Here is an 18,897-nt window from a genome sequence, read left to right on the forward strand (position 1 = left end):
AAATGCTGAGCGAACCCTCAGCAGATGATAACCTTTTGAACTAGCGTATCAATGATTTAATTAGATAACCTCACAAATATATTATTGAACCACTCCAAATACATTAATTTCAGCGGCACTTGTCCATGGATTGTTGTTTACCTCGCTTAATGCACGTAGTTTAATATAACGACCTGTCTTGTTTGCAAAGCTGACCTCTTTCAAGTTAGTATTGTTTGCAAAAGCACCTATGGATACCGCTGTTCCCCAGTTTACTCCATCACTACTGACGTAAAACTCATAGTCCTTAATCGTTCCGTTAATTTGGCCGTCTTGCCTTGGCAAGTAGCTGAATTTGGAGAGGTTATAAGTTGCACCTAAATCAATTTGAATCTCGTGCGGCATTGGAGCTACGGGGCTCCAGTTTGTATGCCAAAATGTGTCTTTGTTTCCATCAAAGGCATACGTACCTAAATTGTACCAATTATAGCTATCTACATATTTTAGTGTCCAGTTTGTTTGCGGAATTAAACTAGCTTCTTTTGTTGTGACTGCTACATTCATAGCAGAATTACTTGTACTTGTAGTTGTAATCGTTACTCCTGATTTTTCTCCCGTATAGGTATTACTATTCGGATTGGTGTCTGGACCAAAGGAAGCAGCATGATTTTGATTCGTGTAATAGAACGGGTCTTGGTATTCACTGACTGATTGCTCTATATCAATGAAGGGATGAGGATCACTGGAATTATTATTCATGGATTCATCAATATGCCAAACCGCAATACCACCAGAATTTGTTGGTAAGCTCGCATCATACCCAACCTTTGCGCGATTCTCAACTAAAAAATACGTATTATCCTTTAAAGGAATCTTTAACACATTATAGTTATTTGGAATCGCATTTAGAGTAAAGTTATTAGTGGTATTTACTACATTTGGTGTTACAAATCCTAATTTTACTTTTGACCAAGCATCCATATGACCGGGTGTAGCTCCATAATCTTCTCCTTGAAGATTATTCCAAGATCCATTACCCATTATACTTAGGCTACCCACACGATTATTATCACCATATAGATCTGGAAGACCAAAGGAATGACCTAACTCGTGCGCAGGGATACCAATCGTTGCCATATGACCATATTGTTTTTCACCCTGCGCCGTATACATGCCTGATACAGTAACACCATCGTGATTTGTATTGGGAGCATACGACTGATGTGCCCAAATATAAGGAAGTGGGGCACCAGGAGCAGCCTGTTCATTACCAGCAAGAAAACTTACAATGTAGAAGCCATCTTTAGAGTCAATGACTTGATCATTATTAGTATCAAGACTAGCAAAATTCACTTGAGAATCAGCTTTAGCCAGTGCATCTGTTATAACCGTACCCATACTTTTTCCCGATGTACTCGGATGAGCGTAATCTAATTTCACTTTAACTACTCCATCATTTTGAGTACCATATGTTTCAGGAGCTGGAGTTATCTGTACTTTTCCGTTACTTACTTCATTATAGTAATTCTTAACTGACTTTTGATTTGTAGAAAAGAATTTGTTACTCCAGTCGTTATCGTTATATGCAATATCAACATCTGTAAACCCAATTAACAAAACAAGTAATTTTTTGGTTCCTACAACTGGAGTGACAGTTCCATCAATATTTTTTGGTGATTCTTTTTGTAACTTATTCATGTGCTCCTGTTTTTTCTTTGCTTGAGGGTTGTATTTTTTTATCCATTTATTCAAATTGTCCTCATTTACCGCCATTGAAGGCTTCTTATCGATTTTATATTTTGTACCCGTTGATTTCAGTTCATCTGATGTAAGCTCAGCGTAATTCCAATATCCCTTCTGATCTTGTAAAAGTATGTCGCCATCCTTTGTACTTACCCAGTGGAACCATTCATCTCCATGTAACGAGCCTTCAAAAGTTTCGCCTGACGGCTGCTTCATTTTGACAACTCCCTCGTATGCTGGTGCGGCAAAAGCGTTCGTTTGAACATACAAAACACAAATCAAAGAAAAAACGGACATGATCAGGAATTTTAAAATTCTTTGCATAAACTTTCCCCCTTTTTCAATTGTGTGTGGAATATTCTGTTGATAGCCAGACTAGATTCATACATGGAATAGATTGAAAGATACATTTGTATAACACTAACAGAATACCTTTAATTATAATTACAGGAAATTGAAAAAATGTTAATTTTTTATCCAGATAAATATTTTCTCAAGATTATCCAATAAAACAAGATTGATAATGGTAGTCCTTCAGAGAACTAATGATTTTCTGTCTAAAATGTGTCTTAACGTAACATTCATTTTTTTGATATGGTAATCCAATCGCAATTAGACTAAGGTTTTAAACTAGCGCAAAAGAAAAACCAATGATTAAATTTTAAACCTAGTCATTGCCTTATCCATTGCATCTTGATTTACACCTATATAACGTAACGTGACCTTCTCTGACGAGTGATTAAATATCTCCATGAGCAATGCTATGTTTTTCGTTTGCATGTACATGTGATACCCGTAGGTTTTTCTCAACGTATGTGTTCCTATTTCATCTAATCCAAACTCCGCCGCTGCTCCGCTTAATATCTTATATGCCATACTACGACCAATTGGACGATTCCTACCTTGTCTACTTTGCAATAGGTACTCATTATCTTTCCTTACCTCAATAAACCATTTAAGTTCTCTTTTCAGTGCTGCAGTAATTTGTATTCGTTTCTGTTTCCCTGTTTTCTTTTCTCTCATAGATATATGACTACCTTTGACATCTCCTACCCTCAGTTTCAAAATATCAGAGATTCTCAGGCCAGTATTAATACCTATAATGAAGAGGATGTAATTACGTAAGCTCTTTTCCTTAAAATACTCTTTTAGTTGCTGTATTTCTTCTGGATCACGTATTGGTTGAACGAAGTTCATTATTCATTCCCTCCAGTTCCTTCAGTTTCATAAACTTCTAATCTAAGAGCAAAAGCTAAATTATAAAATGCCCTGGACTTCCAACGGCGATATGTACGTTCAGCCATTCCAATTTCGTTATAAACCATATAATCACATACGGCTTCTTCGTCTAAATAACGCTTATTTATAATGTCTCTCTGAATCTTTCCTGCATAACTATTACCTAAGCGACTTAAAAACTGATTAATACGGAATGACATTAACTCCAACCACTCTTCATGCTCACTTTGTTGTAAATTAGCGATTGCTACATCCTCTAAAGGCTTCCCTACTGTATAAGTTGGACCGTGTTCTCTCATTTCATAAGAAGGAATGACTTTCATTTCTTTACGAATCATTACGAGCTGTCTATATATACGCACACTTTCAAGAACACCTTCTAATTTCTCTTGCGTTGCTGCTCTATCAATTTTTGGTAAGAAAGATAATTGTTTAGTCATGTAAGACCACTCCTTTTTATTTTTTAATTATTTTTGTCTTAAAGCTCCACGTCTCCGTTCATAACAAGGTCTATGCATCCCCATCAAATCCTCAATTTCATGAGTACTAAATTTCTCTTTTCGCTTTTTCTTGCCTTTCTTCTTTGCTGGTTTTGATTGCTTTTTCCACTCACGTAGCTGATCCTTAAATACCTTCATTTCCCCATCTCCCTTTTCAAAATAAAAAGGACACCTATTCCTAAAACAGCTTTAATTGCTGCTTTAATGAATTGGTGTCCTCTAGTTTTCTAGCCGGACTTTATTCGATTTTTATCTTAAATATCCCAATAGTCACTATTAACATCATTAGTATATTTGCTGATTTCCTTCTCTTTCCCACACTTTTCACATTTATAATAACTAACTATCCCCATCTTACCGGTTTTAAAATCTTCACTGTCTTGACTTTTAATAAGTTTATATCTATGTATACATTTAGGTTCTTTTAATTTATCCAACCAATTTCCTAACATAAATTAATCCCTTTCCTCTCGAAGATAATCTTTCTATTCCCATCCTCTTAAGAATAACTTAGAAAAGATGTCCAATCAATGTAACGTGGTAGCTTGTTTTTCTTTAAACAAAAGGATTATTTTGTTGAGTCTTTCCAGTCTCTTAATACATCTAAGAGACTGGAAAAACTCACTCCAGCGGCCCTTTATATGGAATACGTGGCATATTAATGAAGTCATACGTCACAATATCTTCTACATTTGCCAGATAGGCATGTAAGCTTTCAATTAACATAAGATTAGGTATACTTTCTTTTTCTTTTATCAAAATAATAGGCTTTTGGAATGCATATGCGTAACCAAGTTCAAAAGCCGTGCCACTATCTACACATCCATTCACAAAATCATGAATTGCCACTACTACATCCGCTCTTCTTAAATATTTTAAATCATTATGAAAAACTACAGTTCTCCACTCCGTAAATCCAAAAGTTAAATGTTCATGTTGATAAAACCTAGCTGAAAAAATATCTGCAACAAAAGGATTGCTACTAAGGGCTCTTTCTAGCCTCTTTACCCTGTTAAGTTGTTCATCATTAAAAAATGGACTTGCTATAAATACCCTAACCACCCTGGTATCCTTTTTATCCATACCACCTATACCTCCTTTCGCTCTTATAAACTTTAAATATTCAGTGCATTACATAGATATTATCGTTTACTTAAAAATTATGAATATCTATCCCTTGAATAAAACTTAAAGTTCCGTTCTTTATAAAATAGTCGTTATAAAATGGGTCTCGTCAAGAGGGCACTTTACTAAGTGCTCTTTTTATGTTCCAACTTAATAAAATGAAATTTTTATTTAATTTATAAAATAAAACTGCTTGTCCACTTCAACCCATTCACCATCGTATATTATCTAACTACTATGATCGTATAATTCTTCTTGCATTTTCCATTCACTTCGATACATTCTTTAATTCCCCTTAACAATCTTTAAACTTCCATATAATTACATTCCGACTTCGTGATTTGCTTTTTGCAACCTTTACCTCCTATGGCGAGCAATCATAGAAGGTAAAGGTATGAATGAAAAAAATATTGTTTTACATGGAGTTGCTGTTGAATCAAGTTTAATCGATTCAACTCTCATATCTATTCTTCGTCATTCACTTTACCAACAGAAGCAACAGGAGCAACAGGTTCAACGATATTGATTTAGGAAGCGGACTCCCTTATATATATATATTAATAGCTTTTTGAAGTGAACCCATGTTCCTTATATATTATGGAATGGGTTTATATTTGTGACATAAGGGCTTATTTTTTTATTTATTTTAATTTTCAAGGGCCTTTTTCTTATACTTGTTTGTTAACCAATTCATAAGTTGTAGTGTGTAAGTGGGTGAATGATAAGGATGGTGTAAAAATGAGTGAATTTAAAAAGAAATTTCATATTCCATGTGAGTGTTTTCTCCCCCCTGTACCCCCACCTCAAGTTGGACCAACAGGGCCGACTGGACCTACCGGGCCGACTGGACCTACCGGGGCTACAGGAGTTACAGGACCTACGGGACCTACGGGACCAGCTGCTACGGCATGTTGCCCATGTACGAATGTTCTTGATAACCCTGGATTTGATGAACCTGCAACACCAGGTACTCCAGTTCCAGGATGGATTGTAACGGGAAATGTTTCAGAAGTAGGATTTCCAAATGCGCACAGCGGTCGTTTTCTTCCAAATGGATCCTTGAGTGCTTTAGCTGTTTCTATTGGACCTGGAGGAATTATGACCCAATCTGTTGATGTGGGCGAAGGTTGTTGCTTTACCCTTTCTTTTGCTGGGGATATAAGAGATGGAGCACTCCTTGTTGCTTCTGTATCGTTTCCAGAACTTGGTCAAGGATGTCCTCCTAACCCTACAACACTTGGACCATTAAACATTCCGCACATTGTACCTGTTGCAAATCAACAACAAGCTGGCTTCCAACATTATACCCTTGTTGTGTGTATACCTGCTGATGTAACTACAGCATGTATTAGTTTCCAAAACTTAGCTACGGGTGGAGAAGGCGCAACAGCTTTTGTTGATAATGTTGTATTCCAACCTACTGGTGGACCTTGCACTTCATGTTCACAAAATTTTTAATGCATTAATATATCTGAAGCTTTTCGTTTTTCTAGCGAATCCAATAACTATTAAAGAAGGGCCCCCTGGCTCTCTTTTCATATTAGAAAATCACCATATGCGCCCATATATTGAACGTATCCCTTTATGATCAACATACGAATGATATTCACCTTTATATAAGCTATACTACATTAGATTCACTATTTCATCCCTGCGTAAAATATGAAACTATTGAGCAGTTAGCTTTTGCTAGCTGTTCTTTTCCTGTAAAATAACGCTTTTGTTTAGTTCTGAGTTTTAAAATTAGATTAGAAAAATTTGTTCTTATTATCTCAGAATATAATCACACCCAATTCATATCATGCATCTATTGGGTATTATCAGATATTCTAAGAAGGGATGATATACATATGACTAGAAAAGATAAATTCAATCGATCACGTATATCTAGGAGAGACAGATTTAATTCGCCTAAAATAAAATCTGAAATATTGATTTCTCCAGACCTAGTCGGACCTACATTCCCACCAATCCCATCATTTACTCTGCCGACTGGTGTCACGGGACCTACTGGTAATACGGGGCCTACTGGCATTACCGGACCTACTGGTGACACTGGGCCTACTGGCGACACTGGACCTACCGGTATCACTGGACCTACTGGCGACACTGGACCTACCGGTATCACTGGACCTATTGGCGACACTGGACCTACCGGTATCACTGGACCTACTGGCGACACTGGACCTACCGGTATCACTGGACCTATTGGCGACACTGGACCTACCGGTATTACTGGACCTACCGGCGACACTGGGCCTACCGGTATCACTGGACCTACTGGCGACATTGGACCTACCGGTATCACTGGACCTACTGGCGACATTGGACCTACTGGTATCACTGGACCTACTGGCGACATTGGACCTACCGGTATTACTGGACCTACCGGCATCACTGGACCTACTGGCGACACTGGACCTACCGGTATTACTGGACCTACCGGCGACACTGGACCTACCGGCATCACTGGACCTACTGGCGACACTGGACCTACTGGTATCACTGGACCTACTGGCGACATTGGACCTACCGGTATTACTGGACCTACCGGCATCACTGGACCTACTGGCGACACTGGACCTACCGGTATTACTGGACCTACCGGCGACACTGGACCTACCGGCATCACTGGACCTACTGGCGACACTGGACCTACCGGCATCACTGGACCTACTGGCGACACTGGACCTACCGGCATCACTGGACCTACCGGCATCACTGGACCTACCGGCATCACTGGACCTACCGGATCCACATTTAACATTAATTTTCGTGCAGAAAAAAATGTTGCACAGCCTTTTACTCCTCCTGCAGATATTCAAGTATCGTATGGTAGTATAATATTTAATAATGGTGGAGGGTATTCTTCAGTAACGAATACATTTACAGCTCCTATAAATGGGGTCTATTTATTCAGTGCCAGTATAGGATTTAATCCAACCTTAGGTACGACTTCTACTCTAAGAATAACTATAAGAAAAAATTTAGTATCAGTTGCTAGCCAAACAGGAACAATTACTACTGGTGGTACACCTCAACTTGAAATTACAACTATTATTGATTTATTAGCTGGCCAAACAATAGATATACAATTTTCTGCAGCAGAAAGCGGAACTTTAACTGTAGGTAGTAGTAATTTTTTTAGTGGCGCATTATTACCATAATGAAAATCTTAAAATATATTATCCTTACAATTGGATGGATAACATTAGCAACAATCTGACATACAGTATTCTTTAATTAATTCCCATTAATATGATAGTTTTTACAATGCCGAAACTATCATATTAGTTAAAGACATTTTCAACAAAGATTTCAACATATACCAATACCCCTTAAATTCCCTTTAAAAGATAATCATTTTTCGAATCACAGATTCATAATTATTACAGAGAAACTTAAGCTACTTACGTAAGTTTCCTCATAATACTCCTGTGAATTGAAGTTGGGCACTATTCTAATAGTGCTTTTTTTCTACAAAATTCAAATTTGATCTTACTTCACATCAATACGTTTTTGACTAGCTTCCCTGCTAAAACCATTTGGATATCTTTTTTCCAGTTTAGAAATGTTCATTTGTGCAATATCTTCTAAGGTATATCCCATTTCGTGAGACATGATTGCAATGTAATACAAGATGTCTCCCAACTCTAAAGCTAATTTATGAGTATTCCCGTTCTCTTCTTCTGGACAATGAGCCGGATCAAATCCATGACCATGAAATATAGCTTTTTTTACGATATCAGCAACCTCACCAGCTTCTCCCGTAAGCCCTAATGCTGCATTTAAAACACGTCCACCGAAATCATTATTTGCATTCCATGTACGTAATGTTGCTTCCTGATATTGATCTAATTCACAGATTTGATTGATATTCATTACAGCTTGTCCTCCCTTTGATTCACTAACTAATTTAGTTGTTGCATATACACCATTTTCCATTACTTTCATTTCCATCTACTCCCTTTAACTAATATTTTTCTTTGCTTTTTTATTCCTAGCTGGTGTTGTAGCTGCTTTCATTGGATCCCATCCGTAAGTTGCTACTCTTGATCTAAAAGTACTAGCACTAATTCCATTTTCTTGAGCTATCTTAGCCCAATCTTTTCTATCATTTTGTTTACGAACAGGAATAGTCGCTGCTTCTTGTGGATTCCATCCGCTATTGACTCTCCCATAAAACGTACTAGGAATAATTCCGTTTTCTTTCGCTACTATTAATAACTTGTTGAATTTCCCTTCGCCAAAATGCCAGTATGCTCTTGGCGGTATTGTTAACGCTTCTTGTAATTCCCATCCATATGTGTAAACTCTCATGTAAAGAGCTCTTCTACTAATACCATTAGATTTAGCTACTTCATATTCTTCATTAGTTAACCAGCGATTTAAGGTCATTTGTTCCCCCTCCTAATCTAGTGCCAAAAATTCAGCTCTGTTACGATTCGAATGAATTACCCTAATCTTCTGAATACCTTTACCATGCTCTTCTAACGTTGCATTCCAAGCTTCAGCTTCACTCCTAGCATCAAAGCAATCCATCTTTTGCCGTTCCTCTTTATCATAGAAATGCACTTCATAGCTTGGATTCAAAAACTTTTCACTGGTACTTATCGCGCTATAGTTAAAACTGCCTATAACATCATCAATTGTTAATTGCTTCATAATCGCATCCCCAGTTATTTGATTTTTTCTGTGATTGTAGTTGATACACGATCAACTTTTCCGCCTTGCCAAGTAATTACTTGTTCTCCGAATCCTGTTGCTGGAGGATTCAGCGGAGTAACCTCTCCATTTTTAACTACATAAATTTTATTATCCGTAACATCAATTTCAATTTTCGCAAGCTTCATACGACTGAAATCCTCCTTTTTTCTTGTTAGCTAACTTTTTGATGTTGATTACGTTGTAACTCTTGTTTCATTAGCTCGAATTTTATTAACCATGCTTCCCAGCGCTTTTGGTTTTCCTCTTGTTGTTGCTTTGCTACTTCACACTTACAACCGTTTGTTTCAATTACACCTGGATAAGTTTCTTTACGAATAATTCCTGTACCATTACATATTGCACACATGTTTATTCCTCCTTATTAGAAACCTAAATTTGCAAGCCTTTGATCAGCTGTTGTGAATTTCAAAACCTCTGAATCACCTAATAAACGACTAACTGTTTTAGCATCATATTTATTAAAAAGTTGTTTTCCAGTAAAGTTTGTAGTGGTAAATGTACTCATTCCTTGTCTAGTATTTGATACTGCATATAAAAGACGTTGAATGAAATCCGATGCCTGTCTATTCGAATCAGTTAACCCGCTTTCTGCACCAAGATCATCTAATACAACAAAATCAGCTTGTCCAATTAATTGAACAAAATATTGAAGAGTATATTTGCCGCTCTTATCATCGAAAGAATCCATAATCAACCTTGTTATTGTTTCTAATTCAACATATAGACAACTTTTCATAAGATGATAGTTTTCTTCTTCCTGACTGATATCCCAGAAATATTGATTTAATTCATGAAGCATACTGTATGCTAGGAATCTTTTTCCCGTCCCTTGATTTCCTGTAAATACAGCTTTTCTTGTTTCCCCATTCTTTAAATCTTCCAAAATTTCTTCTACAGTTTTCTTATGACTATTCGTTTCATCACATCCGATTCTGTAATCTGATAATCTTGAAAGAGGGATTTTTTCATTTGTAATAACACTAGTTTTTTCTAGTATGTTAAATTTCTGCAAGCGATTAATCTTTTTATAGTGAGCATTAGCCTTATGGGATTTAATAACTCTTCTATTGGAGTTCGTTCGATATATTCAATAGAATAGAGCATGTGTACCCCATCATACAGTTTGTAATTTTCAAAACGATTAATATCTATCTTCGCTCGCTTGTATGTTTCCTCGTGAGGTTTTAGATCTTTGTTATAAGCTGCTTCATCCACAGCTTGAAGACCGAGTACATCAATCTTATTTTGTAAATCGTTATCCATCTACCCTCACCCCTTATCTTTTTACATAATAAAAAGCACCCGAATGGATGCTTAAATTAAACTTATTCATTATCAATATCTTTACTTTCATCATTAACTGATTTCGGGTCTAACAAGCTTCCTATATCAGGCGGCAAAGTTAACTCTATACCAGCTACCGGCTGATTATCCTCATTAAAATAATACTTCTTTATCTTATTCAATTCTTCATTCTTCTTATTTTCACTCATATTACCCCGCCTTTTATGTGTGATATTAAACACTTTACTTAATATGTACATTAAGAAAGGTAATATACTATTTTTTCATTATGAAGGGGCAACTGTGCACCAACTTCCCTTTCATCATAATTTTATAACTATAAATCCGGTAAATGAAGTTTTATTCTTCTTCCAACCACCTAATGTTGTTTACATTTATCTACACAAACATTATTAAGTCCCTGGAAGAAGAGCAAAAGACCTTCTCCGTTTACACAACGTGAATTGCAATTGAATGTGAAAACAAGAAACAACTGTTCATCCAATCTACACCCATCGCCACCGGTTATGACGATCCATTTTCAGTTATAAGGAATTTTGCGAGCAATGTTTTCCATCATTTCTCACAATACAAATATATCACTTTGATTTCAAAACAACCGGCACATTTACTGCCAAAAAGCAGTCATGAATCTGCCACTTATTTTAATTCGCTAATAACCTTTATTTCCCTAGACTACTTTAATACAACAGCCATAAAGAATCGATTGAAATTTATTTAGGTATTATGCTTGATCTGATTGTAGAACATGTACATGGTTTTATATATTTTCAACCGAATATTGTCTAAAGGAACTGGAGACATTATTAAATACGAAAGGAGGGAAAATCATGAAGAAAAAACTTTCATCTATTTTAGGTGCCCTTTTACTAACTATTACGGTTTTTGGTACAAGCGTCCATGCTGAATACGATGGATATAATACGAATAGAGTTAACGATAATAATATTACAACTCGAGTTAATGACTATAACACAAATAGAGTTAATAATGATGTGAGAACTCGAAATGTAAATACGACAAATGATTTAAATGATAATCGTAATAAAAATAATAATTGGACTTGGCTTGGTTTATTGGGACTACTAGGATTATTTGGTCTTAGAAAAAAAGACAAAGATCCAGAAACACGTTAATGTAGAACATTGTATTTAATTTTAAAAGATATTTATTTATCAAAAGAATGCAAAATGAATACATTATGAATCGCCTTTAATAAAGCGATTTTTTATTTTTTAAAATCAATAACAATTACATAAAAACGGATACAATGAATTTCTTAACTTGATGGTAATGGAGCATTACTTCCATTTGACGAACTACGCTTCTTTTTATGCCGTTTCTTCACTTACCCATATCTTATATTGTGTGTAACTAAGCCAAATGCTATAGCCCTTATTATTCATTGTTTCATATCACTTACCTTTTTGAGTTACACAGTACGATAAACATGGGTAACTATGAAGCAATAATCTTGTTCATCTCCTATCTAAAACTTGTATTTCCTTAAAAAAAAAGAAGCTGTAAAATAACTACAGCTTCTTTTTTTTAATCGCATTTTTCTATTTGGTCGCCTTCTTCGCCTGCATTTACTGCCGAACTATCCGTTCCTCCTCCTACTGCATGTTGCTGTTTAGTATTAGAACTTTCGATAGCAGCGTTGGTTCCAGCTGCACTGTCATCTCCACCACCACTTGCCACTTGAGTAGCACTAGCCTGTTCCTTACGGGTTTTATTAATTTGATTATTGATGACAATTACAAATTCTTCCTCTTCATTCGAAGTTTCTTTTTTCATTTTATGCGGCTCAATCTGGTCCCCACTAATTCCCTTATTTATGGCTTCGCCTCCCGCGCCCACCGTTTGTTGCTGTCGGGTATTCGATGAATCTATTGCTGCATTACTTCCTGCTGCACTATTTTGTCCGGCCCCACTGGCAATTTGTGTTGTATTTGGTGCAAATGTTATCTGATTATTAATGACAATGACAATTTTTCGTTTACCAGCAAGATTTCCCAAATTAATTTCTTCTCCATCTTTTTTTACAAATCGAAACGTGATTTCTTCATTGTTTTCCATGTTCTCCCCCCTTTGTAATATTAAATGACTGGAGAATGATAATGGATTGGACAAGCGTATTTTTTTATAAATATGTGCCCCCGCTCACAATGAAGGATGTATTATCAGATTCCGGTATTTTGCTCATTTGAGGTACGTCGACTTGACGACAGTCCAACATCCGCCAAATTTCGGGATGCATAGAGAATAATCTTACAGGAGATATAGAAAGAGAGATTAGTAGAAACATTGGTATATAAAGGTTTCATTTTATTTTTCTACTTTCCTTTTCTTATTTAGATCTATCAGCCAAATATCTAGCGTAGTGAATTAAATTTCTAGCTACATCTAATTCAAGATTAAATATATTAGGTACCCCTGGTCTCCAATTCACCTCAAATAACCACAATTTTTGATCTTTATCAATCCCTACGTCAATTCCTAGCTCATCAAATAATACATCCCTAAATAAAGAATTAAAATGGTTAGAAAAAGTTACTGCGAATCGTTCTAAATACCTTTTAATATTATACCAATCGTTATCAAACTCCGATTTTAAAAAAACATCTAAATAAGTACTATAACCACCCTTAGCCATATTTGATACAATACTTCCTAATGGACCTATTCTCGGGAATATAGAAGTAACAACCCACCTACCTTCCCCATTTCTTTGAACATGCAATCGAAAATCATAAACATGACCAGATTTCATTTGACATGAGATAAACTGCTGAACTATGTATCCTTGCTCTTGAATTTTATCCAATATAAAGCTCCGTAATTGTTTTTTATTAATAGTTGAAATTTGTTCTGACTCATTCATACTGTAATCTATTCCATTTTTTTCAATGAAAACAATACCACTACCTTGATGTCCAGAAATAGGTTTAATAATAATTTTTTCATAACAATTAATCAAGTCAAAAAACTTATTAACATCATTTAATTCATAAAAAGGAATAAGATATTGCTTAAATTTTTTTGCTCTATTTATTCTGTTATATACACTTAATTTATTTCCAATTGAATGACTTGTAAAAGGAACTTTGTCATGCAGATAATCATAGATTTGCTGAGTTTTATCACTAATATGAACACTTGCATTATAAATAACATCTGGAAAAGAAAATTCTTTTTCAATCCATTTACCATTTTCATAAGTTTTACCTAAAATCTTCTTCGTTTCTAAATTTACTTTCCCTAAAGTGAAATAAAAAAAATCCACACCTTCAGCTTTAGCTACAGCAGCGTAAGTATATGCTTTCTTTACGTCATTCGGATCTTTCCGATGATGAAGCATACCAATTATAGTCATGTTAGTTCTTCTTCCCTTCTTTCTAAAAATCTTTTTCAAAACAAATATCAAATTCATTATATATATATTCATGTTCTCCCTCATTCAACCATTTTTCGAAAAATCCGGAACAAGCTTAACCTCATTTTAATATTCTACCTATAGAAATAATAAACCTGAGGTTTTATAAAATGATAAATGATAAAGGTTAAGGTGACATAAAATGGATACTATCGTTTTCATTGAAACAAATAAATCCGGATCAAGTAGGGAAGCAATCAAAGCAGCTGAAAAACTTAATTTCTTTACTGTTTTATTAACTAAAAAAACAAAATTTATTAATGAACGCACTATATTCCCTGATGTACATCAGATGATTTTCACTGATATAAATGACTATGATAATATACTTACAACAATTGAAAAATTGAATAAATCAGGAAAAAACATAAAAGGGATTTTTAGTTTTATTGACCCTTATGTTTATATGGCTGCACGTTTATCAGAAAAATTTTGCTCAAATATTGTATCTACTAAAGCTATCCATCATATGGAAAACAAAATATTAACTCGTAATGTACTTAAAGATTTACCAATCTCACTCAACTATTCAATTTACAAACCAACAGAATCATTATCATCTTTTTTTAAAAAAAATAATAAGATAAATTTCCCTCTTATTGTGAAATCCCCTAAATCAACAGGATCAAAAGATGTATTATTAGTAAAAAATAAAGATCAATTAATTTTATCTATACAAAGTCTTTTAAACAAACTACCTAATGAAGAGATTTTACTTGAAGAATATATAGATGGACCTCAGTACTTAGTTGAAATTTTAGTTCAAGATGGAAAAGTCCATATTATAGCAGTAATTGAACAAGAAATTACATTTTTTGAACGATTTATTGTTACTGGTTATTCTTTACTAGGAAGGGTAGAAAAAAGACTATATAATAGTCTTTTCAATGCAATTAATTCTGTTATTCAGGCTTTTAATATGAAAAATGGAGCGTGTCATCTAGAACTCCGGAGAATAGATAATGTTTGGAAATTAATTGAGATAAATCCCAGAATATCAGGTGGAGCAATGAATGACATAATTGAAATTGGGCATGGAATTAACTTAGTGCAAGAGACTATTCGGTTAATGTTAGGAAATAAACCTTCACTAGTAAAAAAACATTATAAATATGTGTACGCTCATTACCTAACAGTTAAATCTACAGGAAAACTAATTCGAGTTACAGGAAAAAATCGTAGTTCTAAATATCCTGGTGTAGAGAAAGTTTTTATAAAACCTAAAAAAGGAACTAACTTAAAACCACCTACATCAATGGGACATCGATGTGGATACGTTTTAGCAGCAGCCGATTTTAAAGCAGAAGCTAAAAAAATAGCTTTAGAAGCAGCTAAAGAAATTTCATTTGAAATCCAAGAAGAATAAGAACAACTTATATACACCAACAGATAAAAATATAATAAAAATCATATTTCATATAATTCTAATTATCATAATCTATCATTATTCATAATAAAAAAAGTCACTACTTATCTATTTTTATATAAGTAGTGAGCTTTTTTATTATGAAATTTTAATTTATTTACTAAATAGATAACTGCAAAATGATTTCTTACAAAATATTATTACGTTCATTGTTTTCCTTCAGATATTCTTTAATCTGTTGTATTTGCTCCGGATCACGTATTGGTTGAACGAAATTCATTATTCAATACCTCCCGTTTCTTCTGTCTCGTAAACTTCTAATCCAAGTGCAAAAGCAAGTTTATAAAATGCTTTATACTTCCAACGTCGATAAGTACGCTCAGACATCCCTATTTCGTTATAAACCATGTAATCACATACGTCTTCTTCTTCTAAAAAAACGTTTATAAATAATATCTCTTTGAATGCTTCCTGCACGTCCGTTCCCTAATCGATTTAGAAACTGATCAATACGTACTGACATTCTTTCAAGCCACTCTTCTCGTTTGCTTTGTTGAATATTTGCTATAGCAACATCTTCTAACAGCTTACCAACTGTATGTGTAGGACCGTGCTCACGTATTTCATAAGAAGGAGTGACTTTCATTTCTTTACGCATCATCCCAAATTGTCTATGTATACGTACACTTTCCAACACACCTTCTAATTCCTCTTGTGTCGCTGTTCTATCAATTTTTGGTAAGAAAGATAATTGTTTAGTCATGTAAGACCACTCCTTTTTATTTTTAAATTACTTTTGTCTTAATGCTCCACGTCTGCGTTCATAACAAGGTCTATGCACCCCCATCAAATCCTCAATTTCATGAGTACTAAATTTCTCTTTTCGCTTTTTCTTGCCTTTCTTCTTTGCTGATTTTGATTGCTTTTTCCACTCACGTAGCTGATCCTTAAATACCTTCATTTCCCCATCTCCCTTTTCAAAATAAAAAGGACACCTATTCCTAAAACAGCTTTAATTGCTGCTTTAATGAATTGGTGTCCTCTAGTTTTCTAGCCGGACTATATTTGTTTTTCGTTCACTTAAAATACCAGCTTGTATAAAAATATTACTCATATCTTTTTCCGTTGTAGGTAACAAACCTGACTCCCTTTATTTCCACATCTTTTTCAAGCTCTTTTATACTACCCGTAACATGTATAACGTGTTTTATTGTTTCCATACTTCCACTTCTTTATCTAATTAACGACCTGTCCACATATCTTGTACAATTCCATTTTCAAATAATTCATATGGGAAATAACAATATCCTTTATCTCCCCACTCTTCTCCCCAGCTGTTTCGAATAATAACAGTTTTCTTATTATCATCATATCCAGCAGCACAAACAGCATGTCCTGCCTGTTGACCATCTTCAACAATTACATCATCTGTTCCTGATACCGGAACTATACCAGTCTTTTTAACTTCTTCTGACATAAAAGATTTTGGCACAGCAAATCCAAGTACAACAACTAATCCATGGGCAAGTGCAGCCTTTAATCCCGATAAATCTTGAATACGATGGTAGGTTCCAATTTTATAAAGCGTTGCATCTGATTCAGCCTTTGGTGATGGCTTATCTCTAAAATTCTCAGTATAAGGAAAATCCTCTTCAGGACATACCCCAATTTTTTTAAGAACATCCATACCATCACGAACATTCGCTCCGCTATCTTCCTGAATATGTCCTTCTATTTCTCGCTCATGATAATATAAAAACAAACGAGATAAGCAAGTAAATGGACGACCTGATTGTAATAATAGGTATTCTCTTAACCCTGAAACAATTGCATTCGCCGTACAAGAACCTATATTCCATTGGTTTACTATACCTGACATTTTAGGACGAAGATCGACTTGCGTTGGCAAATCCGCCTCATTACTAAACAAGTAACTCCGAAATATTTTGTCTCTTAAATCAACAGGGTCTTTTCTTACATTAAGGTACTTTACAATATCTTTGTTACTGGTAAAACTGAAATTTGATTCATTTGAGCTCATTGCAAAAATCCATCCTTTCTTTATATCTAGATGATTCATTTCTTTTCTATACTTAACTTAAAAATTAAAATTATACCTTTTTAATTTTAATTTCATTTGCATTCACTACATCCAAATTTTTAATTATTTATCTTTTTAATTATCAATTTCTATTTTCAATTTATCTCACAACCACTTGAACTCTATATTTTTTTTCTTCTTTATTTGTTTCGATTACTTTTTCTATTCACTTAATTGATCTCTTAACACATTCATTTCCCCATCTCCCTTTTCAAAATAAAAAGGACACCTATTCCTAAAACAGCTTTAATGGCTGGCTGCTTTAATGAATTGGTGTCCTCTAGTTTTCTAGCCGGACGATATTCATTTCAAAGGATTATTTTATAAAAATATTAACTAGCAAAATAATTAATATTACTAAGCTATTACTCCAATCGTTCTATTTAATTTATACATATATTAATAGTAATTTGAGAAAAGGAGGTGTTTTTATATGGCTGAGCATACAAAATGTGTTTGCGAACAATTAGAAAGATTACAGTTAGGTACAGAAGTAGATGTTTTCCTTACAGGAACAACACTAGAGGATCTTATTTTTACTAACTTTAATCCAGATAATTTTTGTGTAACATTTGTGGATAACACAACAGAACCTGGCTCTATAATTGTTTTGGACTGTCGTGATATTCAAGCGCTTAGAATTGAAGCTGAGTAGAGTAAAGATGGGGCTTTGAAAAAAGCCCTATTTCACACAGCATATTTCAATATAAATTATAAAATAGAGGAGCCGGAAAAATGTCAGTTTTCATCAACTATGCTATTACTCCCAAAGTATTCAATCCTAATCTAACATCTCTTCCAAATAACCGACGTTCTTTTATCCCAACCCAAAAAGAGAGTTCTAAAAATATTTGCTATCTTTTAGAAACATATTACTTAGGAAAAAAAATAAAACAGCTGTTAGTTAACGGCACAATATTAAAAGCTTCTATATTTGTAGGATTCCATAATAGATCCCGCCTTGCTACATTTATAGATGAAAACGGAGATATCACTGTAGTTAACTGCGAGCGTATTGATGCGATTCTACTCTAATTATGAATTTACATTTAAATAAATAATCATTATTTTCAAGATACGCGTTAGTTCTTACACATAATACCAATAACTGTTACCATAAAAAACTTGGTCCAAAGTGCACTTATATACAGTACCTTTTTTATTTGACCGAATAAGCCTCCAGATTCCGTCAATAATGTAGACAACCCATTAAGTTACTTTCTCCTTGTTCCCCCTTGGAGAACCGAACAGTTAGCTTTTGCTAGATGCTCTTTGTTAGTAAAAACGCACTCAATTGACTGGATACACATATAATATTTTGTGCTTCTCTCTTTATAAAATGAAGTTTTAATTTAGTTTTCTTTCCTGCATAATA

Annotated in this window: 24 protein-coding genes and 2 pseudogenes; 6 read left to right on the forward strand and 20 right to left on the reverse strand. The window is 34.4% G+C overall.

Features of this window, described 5'->3' with window-relative positions:
- Positions 1–81 precede the first annotated feature (81 nt).
- The 6 genes from A6J74_RS03925 to A6J74_RS03950 all read right to left on the reverse strand — a co-directional run bounded on the left by A6J74_RS03925 (position 82) and on the right by A6J74_RS03950 (position 4,544).
- Positions 82–2,046: a M6 family metalloprotease domain-containing protein gene (locus A6J74_RS03925; protein ID WP_001188942.1), complete on the reverse strand. Its 1,965-nt coding sequence runs from the start codon at positions 2,044–2,046 to the stop codon at positions 82–84.
- Between the two features lie 330 nt (positions 2,047–2,376).
- A complete protein-coding gene (locus A6J74_RS03930; protein WP_001012111.1) occupies positions 2,377–2,919 on the reverse strand; it encodes a site-specific integrase in 543 nt (180 codons plus the stop codon).
- Complete coding sequence (locus tag A6J74_RS03935) at positions 2,919–3,401, reverse strand: ArpU family phage packaging/lysis transcriptional regulator (RefSeq protein ID WP_000166153.1); 483 nt, start codon at positions 3,399–3,401, stop codon at positions 2,919–2,921. The genes A6J74_RS03930 and A6J74_RS03935 overlap by 1 nt, the downstream gene beginning before the upstream one ends.
- 27 nt (positions 3,402–3,428) lie before the next feature.
- Positions 3,429–3,599: a hypothetical protein gene (locus A6J74_RS29935; RefSeq protein WP_000862383.1), complete on the reverse strand. Its 171-nt coding sequence runs from the start codon at positions 3,597–3,599 to the stop codon at positions 3,429–3,431.
- A gap of 116 nt (positions 3,600–3,715) precedes the next feature.
- Positions 3,716–3,913: a hypothetical protein gene (locus A6J74_RS03945; protein WP_000901425.1), complete on the reverse strand. Its 198-nt coding sequence runs from the start codon at positions 3,911–3,913 to the stop codon at positions 3,716–3,718.
- A 169-nt stretch (positions 3,914–4,082) separates the two neighbouring features.
- Positions 4,083–4,544, reverse strand: a complete 462-nt coding sequence (locus tag A6J74_RS03950) for a nucleoside 2-deoxyribosyltransferase (RefSeq protein WP_000358207.1) — start codon at positions 4,542–4,544, stop codon at positions 4,083–4,085.
- 780 nt (positions 4,545–5,324) lie between these two features.
- On the opposite strand from A6J74_RS03950, the gene A6J74_RS03955 reads away from it, so the two are divergent.
- Positions 5,325–6,044: a hypothetical protein gene (locus A6J74_RS03955; protein ID WP_080609395.1), complete on the forward strand. Its 720-nt coding sequence runs from the start codon at positions 5,325–5,327 to the stop codon at positions 6,042–6,044.
- Between the two features lie 392 nt (positions 6,045–6,436).
- Entirely contained in the window at positions 6,437–7,753 is a 1,317-nt protein-coding gene (locus A6J74_RS30300; RefSeq protein WP_080609398.1) for an exosporium leader peptide-containing protein, read from the forward strand.
- 331 nt (positions 7,754–8,084) lie between these two features.
- On the opposite strand, the gene A6J74_RS03970 is transcribed toward A6J74_RS30300, so the two are convergent.
- The 8 genes from A6J74_RS03970 to A6J74_RS29940 form a co-directional block, all read right to left on the reverse strand.
- Entirely contained in the window at positions 8,085–8,540 is a 456-nt protein-coding gene (locus A6J74_RS03970; RefSeq protein ID WP_016091113.1) for a nucleoside triphosphate pyrophosphohydrolase family protein, read from the reverse strand.
- A 15-nt stretch (positions 8,541–8,555) separates the two neighbouring features.
- Positions 8,556–8,984, reverse strand: a complete 429-nt coding sequence (locus A6J74_RS03975; RefSeq protein WP_000174365.1) for a hypothetical protein — start codon at positions 8,982–8,984, stop codon at positions 8,556–8,558.
- A gap of 12 nt (positions 8,985–8,996) precedes the next feature.
- Complete coding sequence (locus A6J74_RS03980; RefSeq protein WP_000811857.1) at positions 8,997–9,251, reverse strand: hypothetical protein; 255 nt, start codon at positions 9,249–9,251, stop codon at positions 8,997–8,999.
- Positions 9,252–9,265: 14 nt separating this feature from the next.
- A complete protein-coding gene (locus A6J74_RS03985; RefSeq protein ID WP_000761511.1) occupies positions 9,266–9,439 on the reverse strand; it encodes a DUF3954 domain-containing protein in 174 nt (57 codons plus the stop codon).
- Between the two features lie 26 nt (positions 9,440–9,465).
- Positions 9,466–9,660 carry a hypothetical protein gene (locus A6J74_RS03990; RefSeq protein WP_000332432.1) on the reverse strand — a complete coding sequence of 65 codons (195 nt, stop codon included), beginning with the start codon at positions 9,658–9,660 and terminating at the stop codon, positions 9,466–9,468.
- Positions 9,661–9,675: 15 nt separating this feature from the next.
- Entirely contained in the window at positions 9,676–10,326 is a 651-nt protein-coding gene (locus A6J74_RS03995; RefSeq protein ID WP_002050290.1) for a P-loop NTPase family protein, read from the reverse strand.
- Positions 10,305–10,577, reverse strand: coding sequence for a hypothetical protein (locus A6J74_RS04000; protein WP_000368154.1), 273 nt, complete (start codon positions 10,575–10,577; stop codon positions 10,305–10,307). Before A6J74_RS04000 ends, A6J74_RS03995 begins: the two co-directional genes overlap by 22 nt.
- Positions 10,578–10,639: 62 nt before the next feature.
- Complete coding sequence (locus A6J74_RS29940) at positions 10,640–10,807, reverse strand: hypothetical protein (protein ID WP_001293570.1); 168 nt, start codon at positions 10,805–10,807, stop codon at positions 10,640–10,642.
- Positions 10,808–11,449: 642 nt separating this feature from the next.
- Between A6J74_RS29940 and A6J74_RS04005 the strand changes: the two genes are divergently transcribed.
- Positions 11,450–11,755, forward strand: a complete 306-nt coding sequence (locus A6J74_RS04005; RefSeq protein ID WP_000728142.1) for a WGxxGxxG family protein — start codon at positions 11,450–11,452, stop codon at positions 11,753–11,755.
- A 412-nt stretch (positions 11,756–12,167) separates the two neighbouring features.
- On the opposite strand, the gene A6J74_RS04010 is transcribed toward A6J74_RS04005, so the two are convergent.
- On the reverse strand, positions 12,168–12,698 hold the full coding sequence (locus A6J74_RS04010) for a hypothetical protein (protein WP_000429651.1): 531 nt from the start codon (positions 12,696–12,698) through the stop codon (positions 12,168–12,170).
- 271 nt (positions 12,699–12,969) lie between these two features.
- Positions 12,970–14,067: a YheC/YheD family endospore coat-associated protein gene (locus tag A6J74_RS04015; RefSeq protein WP_001028915.1), complete on the reverse strand. Its 1,098-nt coding sequence runs from the start codon at positions 14,065–14,067 to the stop codon at positions 12,970–12,972.
- Positions 14,068–14,197: 130 nt separating this feature from the next.
- Between A6J74_RS04015 and A6J74_RS04020 the strand changes: the two genes are divergently transcribed.
- A complete protein-coding gene (locus tag A6J74_RS04020) occupies positions 14,198–15,421 on the forward strand; it encodes an ATP-grasp domain-containing protein (RefSeq protein ID WP_000379782.1) in 1,224 nt (407 codons plus the stop codon).
- A 190-nt stretch (positions 15,422–15,611) separates the two neighbouring features.
- On the opposite strand, the pseudogene A6J74_RS04025 reads toward A6J74_RS04020, so the two are convergent.
- The 4 genes and pseudogenes from A6J74_RS04025 to A6J74_RS04045 form a co-directional block, all read right to left on the reverse strand.
- A pseudogene (locus A6J74_RS04025) lies at positions 15,612–15,701 on the reverse strand (site-specific integrase); the annotation flags it as partial.
- Positions 15,701–16,184, reverse strand: a pseudogene (locus A6J74_RS04030) (ArpU family phage packaging/lysis transcriptional regulator). The pseudogenes A6J74_RS04030 and A6J74_RS04025, both read right to left, overlap by 1 nt.
- Positions 16,185–16,211: 27 nt before the next feature.
- Positions 16,212–16,382, reverse strand: a complete 171-nt coding sequence (locus tag A6J74_RS29945) for a hypothetical protein (RefSeq protein WP_002109451.1) — start codon at positions 16,380–16,382, stop codon at positions 16,212–16,214.
- A 279-nt stretch (positions 16,383–16,661) separates the two neighbouring features.
- The gene (locus A6J74_RS04045) at positions 16,662–17,462 is read right to left on the reverse strand and encodes a C1 family peptidase (RefSeq protein ID WP_000097507.1); all 801 of its coding nucleotides are present in this window, start codon (positions 17,460–17,462) and stop codon (positions 16,662–16,664) included.
- A gap of 493 nt (positions 17,463–17,955) precedes the next feature.
- Between A6J74_RS04045 and A6J74_RS04050 the strand changes: the two genes are divergently transcribed.
- Together A6J74_RS04050 and A6J74_RS04055 are read left to right on the forward strand one after the other, a co-directional pair.
- Positions 17,956–18,177 (forward strand): hypothetical protein, encoded by a 222-nt coding sequence (locus A6J74_RS04050; protein ID WP_000807684.1) that lies wholly within the window; start codon positions 17,956–17,958, stop codon positions 18,175–18,177.
- 80 nt (positions 18,178–18,257) lie between these two features.
- Positions 18,258–18,557: a hypothetical protein gene (locus A6J74_RS04055; RefSeq protein ID WP_000110270.1), complete on the forward strand. Its 300-nt coding sequence runs from the start codon at positions 18,258–18,260 to the stop codon at positions 18,555–18,557.
- Positions 18,558–18,897 lie beyond the last annotated feature (340 nt).

This window comes from Bacillus sp. FDAARGOS_235 (assembly GCF_002073415.2).
Classification (GTDB): Bacteria; Bacillota; Bacilli; order Bacillales; family Bacillaceae_G; genus Bacillus_A; species Bacillus_A toyonensis.

Bases quoted from the DNA above. Each gene is read 5' to 3' on its own strand.
- A6J74_RS03975 (WP_000174365.1), bottom strand. From the start codon at position 8,984: ATGACCTTAAATCGCTGGTTAACTAATGAAGAATATGAAGTAGCTAAA.
- A6J74_RS03945 (WP_000901425.1), bottom strand. From the start codon at position 3,913: ATGTTAGGAAATTGGTTGGATAAATTAAAAGAACCTAAATGTATACAT.
- A6J74_RS03925 (WP_001188942.1), bottom strand. From the start codon at position 2,046: ATGCAAAGAATTTTAAAATTCCTGATCATGTCCGTTTTTTCTTTGATT.
- A6J74_RS03990 (WP_000332432.1), bottom strand. From the start codon at position 9,660: ATGTGTGCAATATGTAATGGTACAGGAATTATTCGTAAAGAAACTTAT.
- A6J74_RS03955 (WP_080609395.1), top strand. From the start codon at position 5,325: ATGAGTGAATTTAAAAAGAAATTTCATATTCCATGTGAGTGTTTTCTC.
- A6J74_RS03930 (WP_001012111.1), bottom strand. From the start codon at position 2,919: ATGAACTTCGTTCAACCAATACGTGATCCAGAAGAAATACAGCAACTA.
- A6J74_RS03970 (WP_016091113.1), bottom strand. From the start codon at position 8,540: ATGAAAGTAATGGAAAATGGTGTATATGCAACAACTAAATTAGTTAGT.
- A6J74_RS04000 (WP_000368154.1), bottom strand. From the start codon at position 10,577: ATGGATAACGATTTACAAAATAAGATTGATGTACTCGGTCTTCAAGCT.
- A6J74_RS04020 (WP_000379782.1), top strand. From the start codon at position 14,198: ATGGATACTATCGTTTTCATTGAAACAAATAAATCCGGATCAAGTAGG.
- A6J74_RS04045 (WP_000097507.1), bottom strand. From the start codon at position 17,462: ATGAGCTCAAATGAATCAAATTTCAGTTTTACCAGTAACAAAGATATT.
- A6J74_RS04005 (WP_000728142.1), top strand. From the start codon at position 11,450: ATGAAGAAAAAACTTTCATCTATTTTAGGTGCCCTTTTACTAACTATT.
- A6J74_RS03935 (WP_000166153.1), bottom strand. From the start codon at position 3,401: ATGACTAAACAATTATCTTTCTTACCAAAAATTGATAGAGCAGCAACG.
- A6J74_RS03950 (WP_000358207.1), bottom strand. From the start codon at position 4,544: ATGGATAAAAAGGATACCAGGGTGGTTAGGGTATTTATAGCAAGTCCA.
- A6J74_RS30300 (WP_080609398.1), top strand. From the start codon at position 6,437: ATGACTAGAAAAGATAAATTCAATCGATCACGTATATCTAGGAGAGAC.
- A6J74_RS29940 (WP_001293570.1), bottom strand. From the start codon at position 10,807: ATGAGTGAAAATAAGAAGAATGAAGAATTGAATAAGATAAAGAAGTAT.
- A6J74_RS04010 (WP_000429651.1), bottom strand. From the start codon at position 12,698: ATGGAAAACAATGAAGAAATCACGTTTCGATTTGTAAAAAAAGATGGA.
- A6J74_RS04015 (WP_001028915.1), bottom strand. From the start codon at position 14,067: ATGAATATATATATAATGAATTTGATATTTGTTTTGAAAAAGATTTTT.
- A6J74_RS29935 (WP_000862383.1), bottom strand. From the start codon at position 3,599: ATGAAGGTATTTAAGGATCAGCTACGTGAGTGGAAAAAGCAATCAAAA.
- A6J74_RS03980 (WP_000811857.1), bottom strand. From the start codon at position 9,251: ATGAAGCAATTAACAATTGATGATGTTATAGGCAGTTTTAACTATAGC.
- A6J74_RS04050 (WP_000807684.1), top strand. From the start codon at position 17,956: ATGGCTGAGCATACAAAATGTGTTTGCGAACAATTAGAAAGATTACAG.
- A6J74_RS03985 (WP_000761511.1), bottom strand. From the start codon at position 9,439: ATGAAGCTTGCGAAAATTGAAATTGATGTTACGGATAATAAAATTTAT.
- A6J74_RS29945 (WP_002109451.1), bottom strand. From the start codon at position 16,382: ATGAAGGTATTTAAGGATCAGCTACGTGAGTGGAAAAAGCAATCAAAA.
- A6J74_RS04055 (WP_000110270.1), top strand. From the start codon at position 18,258: ATGTCAGTTTTCATCAACTATGCTATTACTCCCAAAGTATTCAATCCT.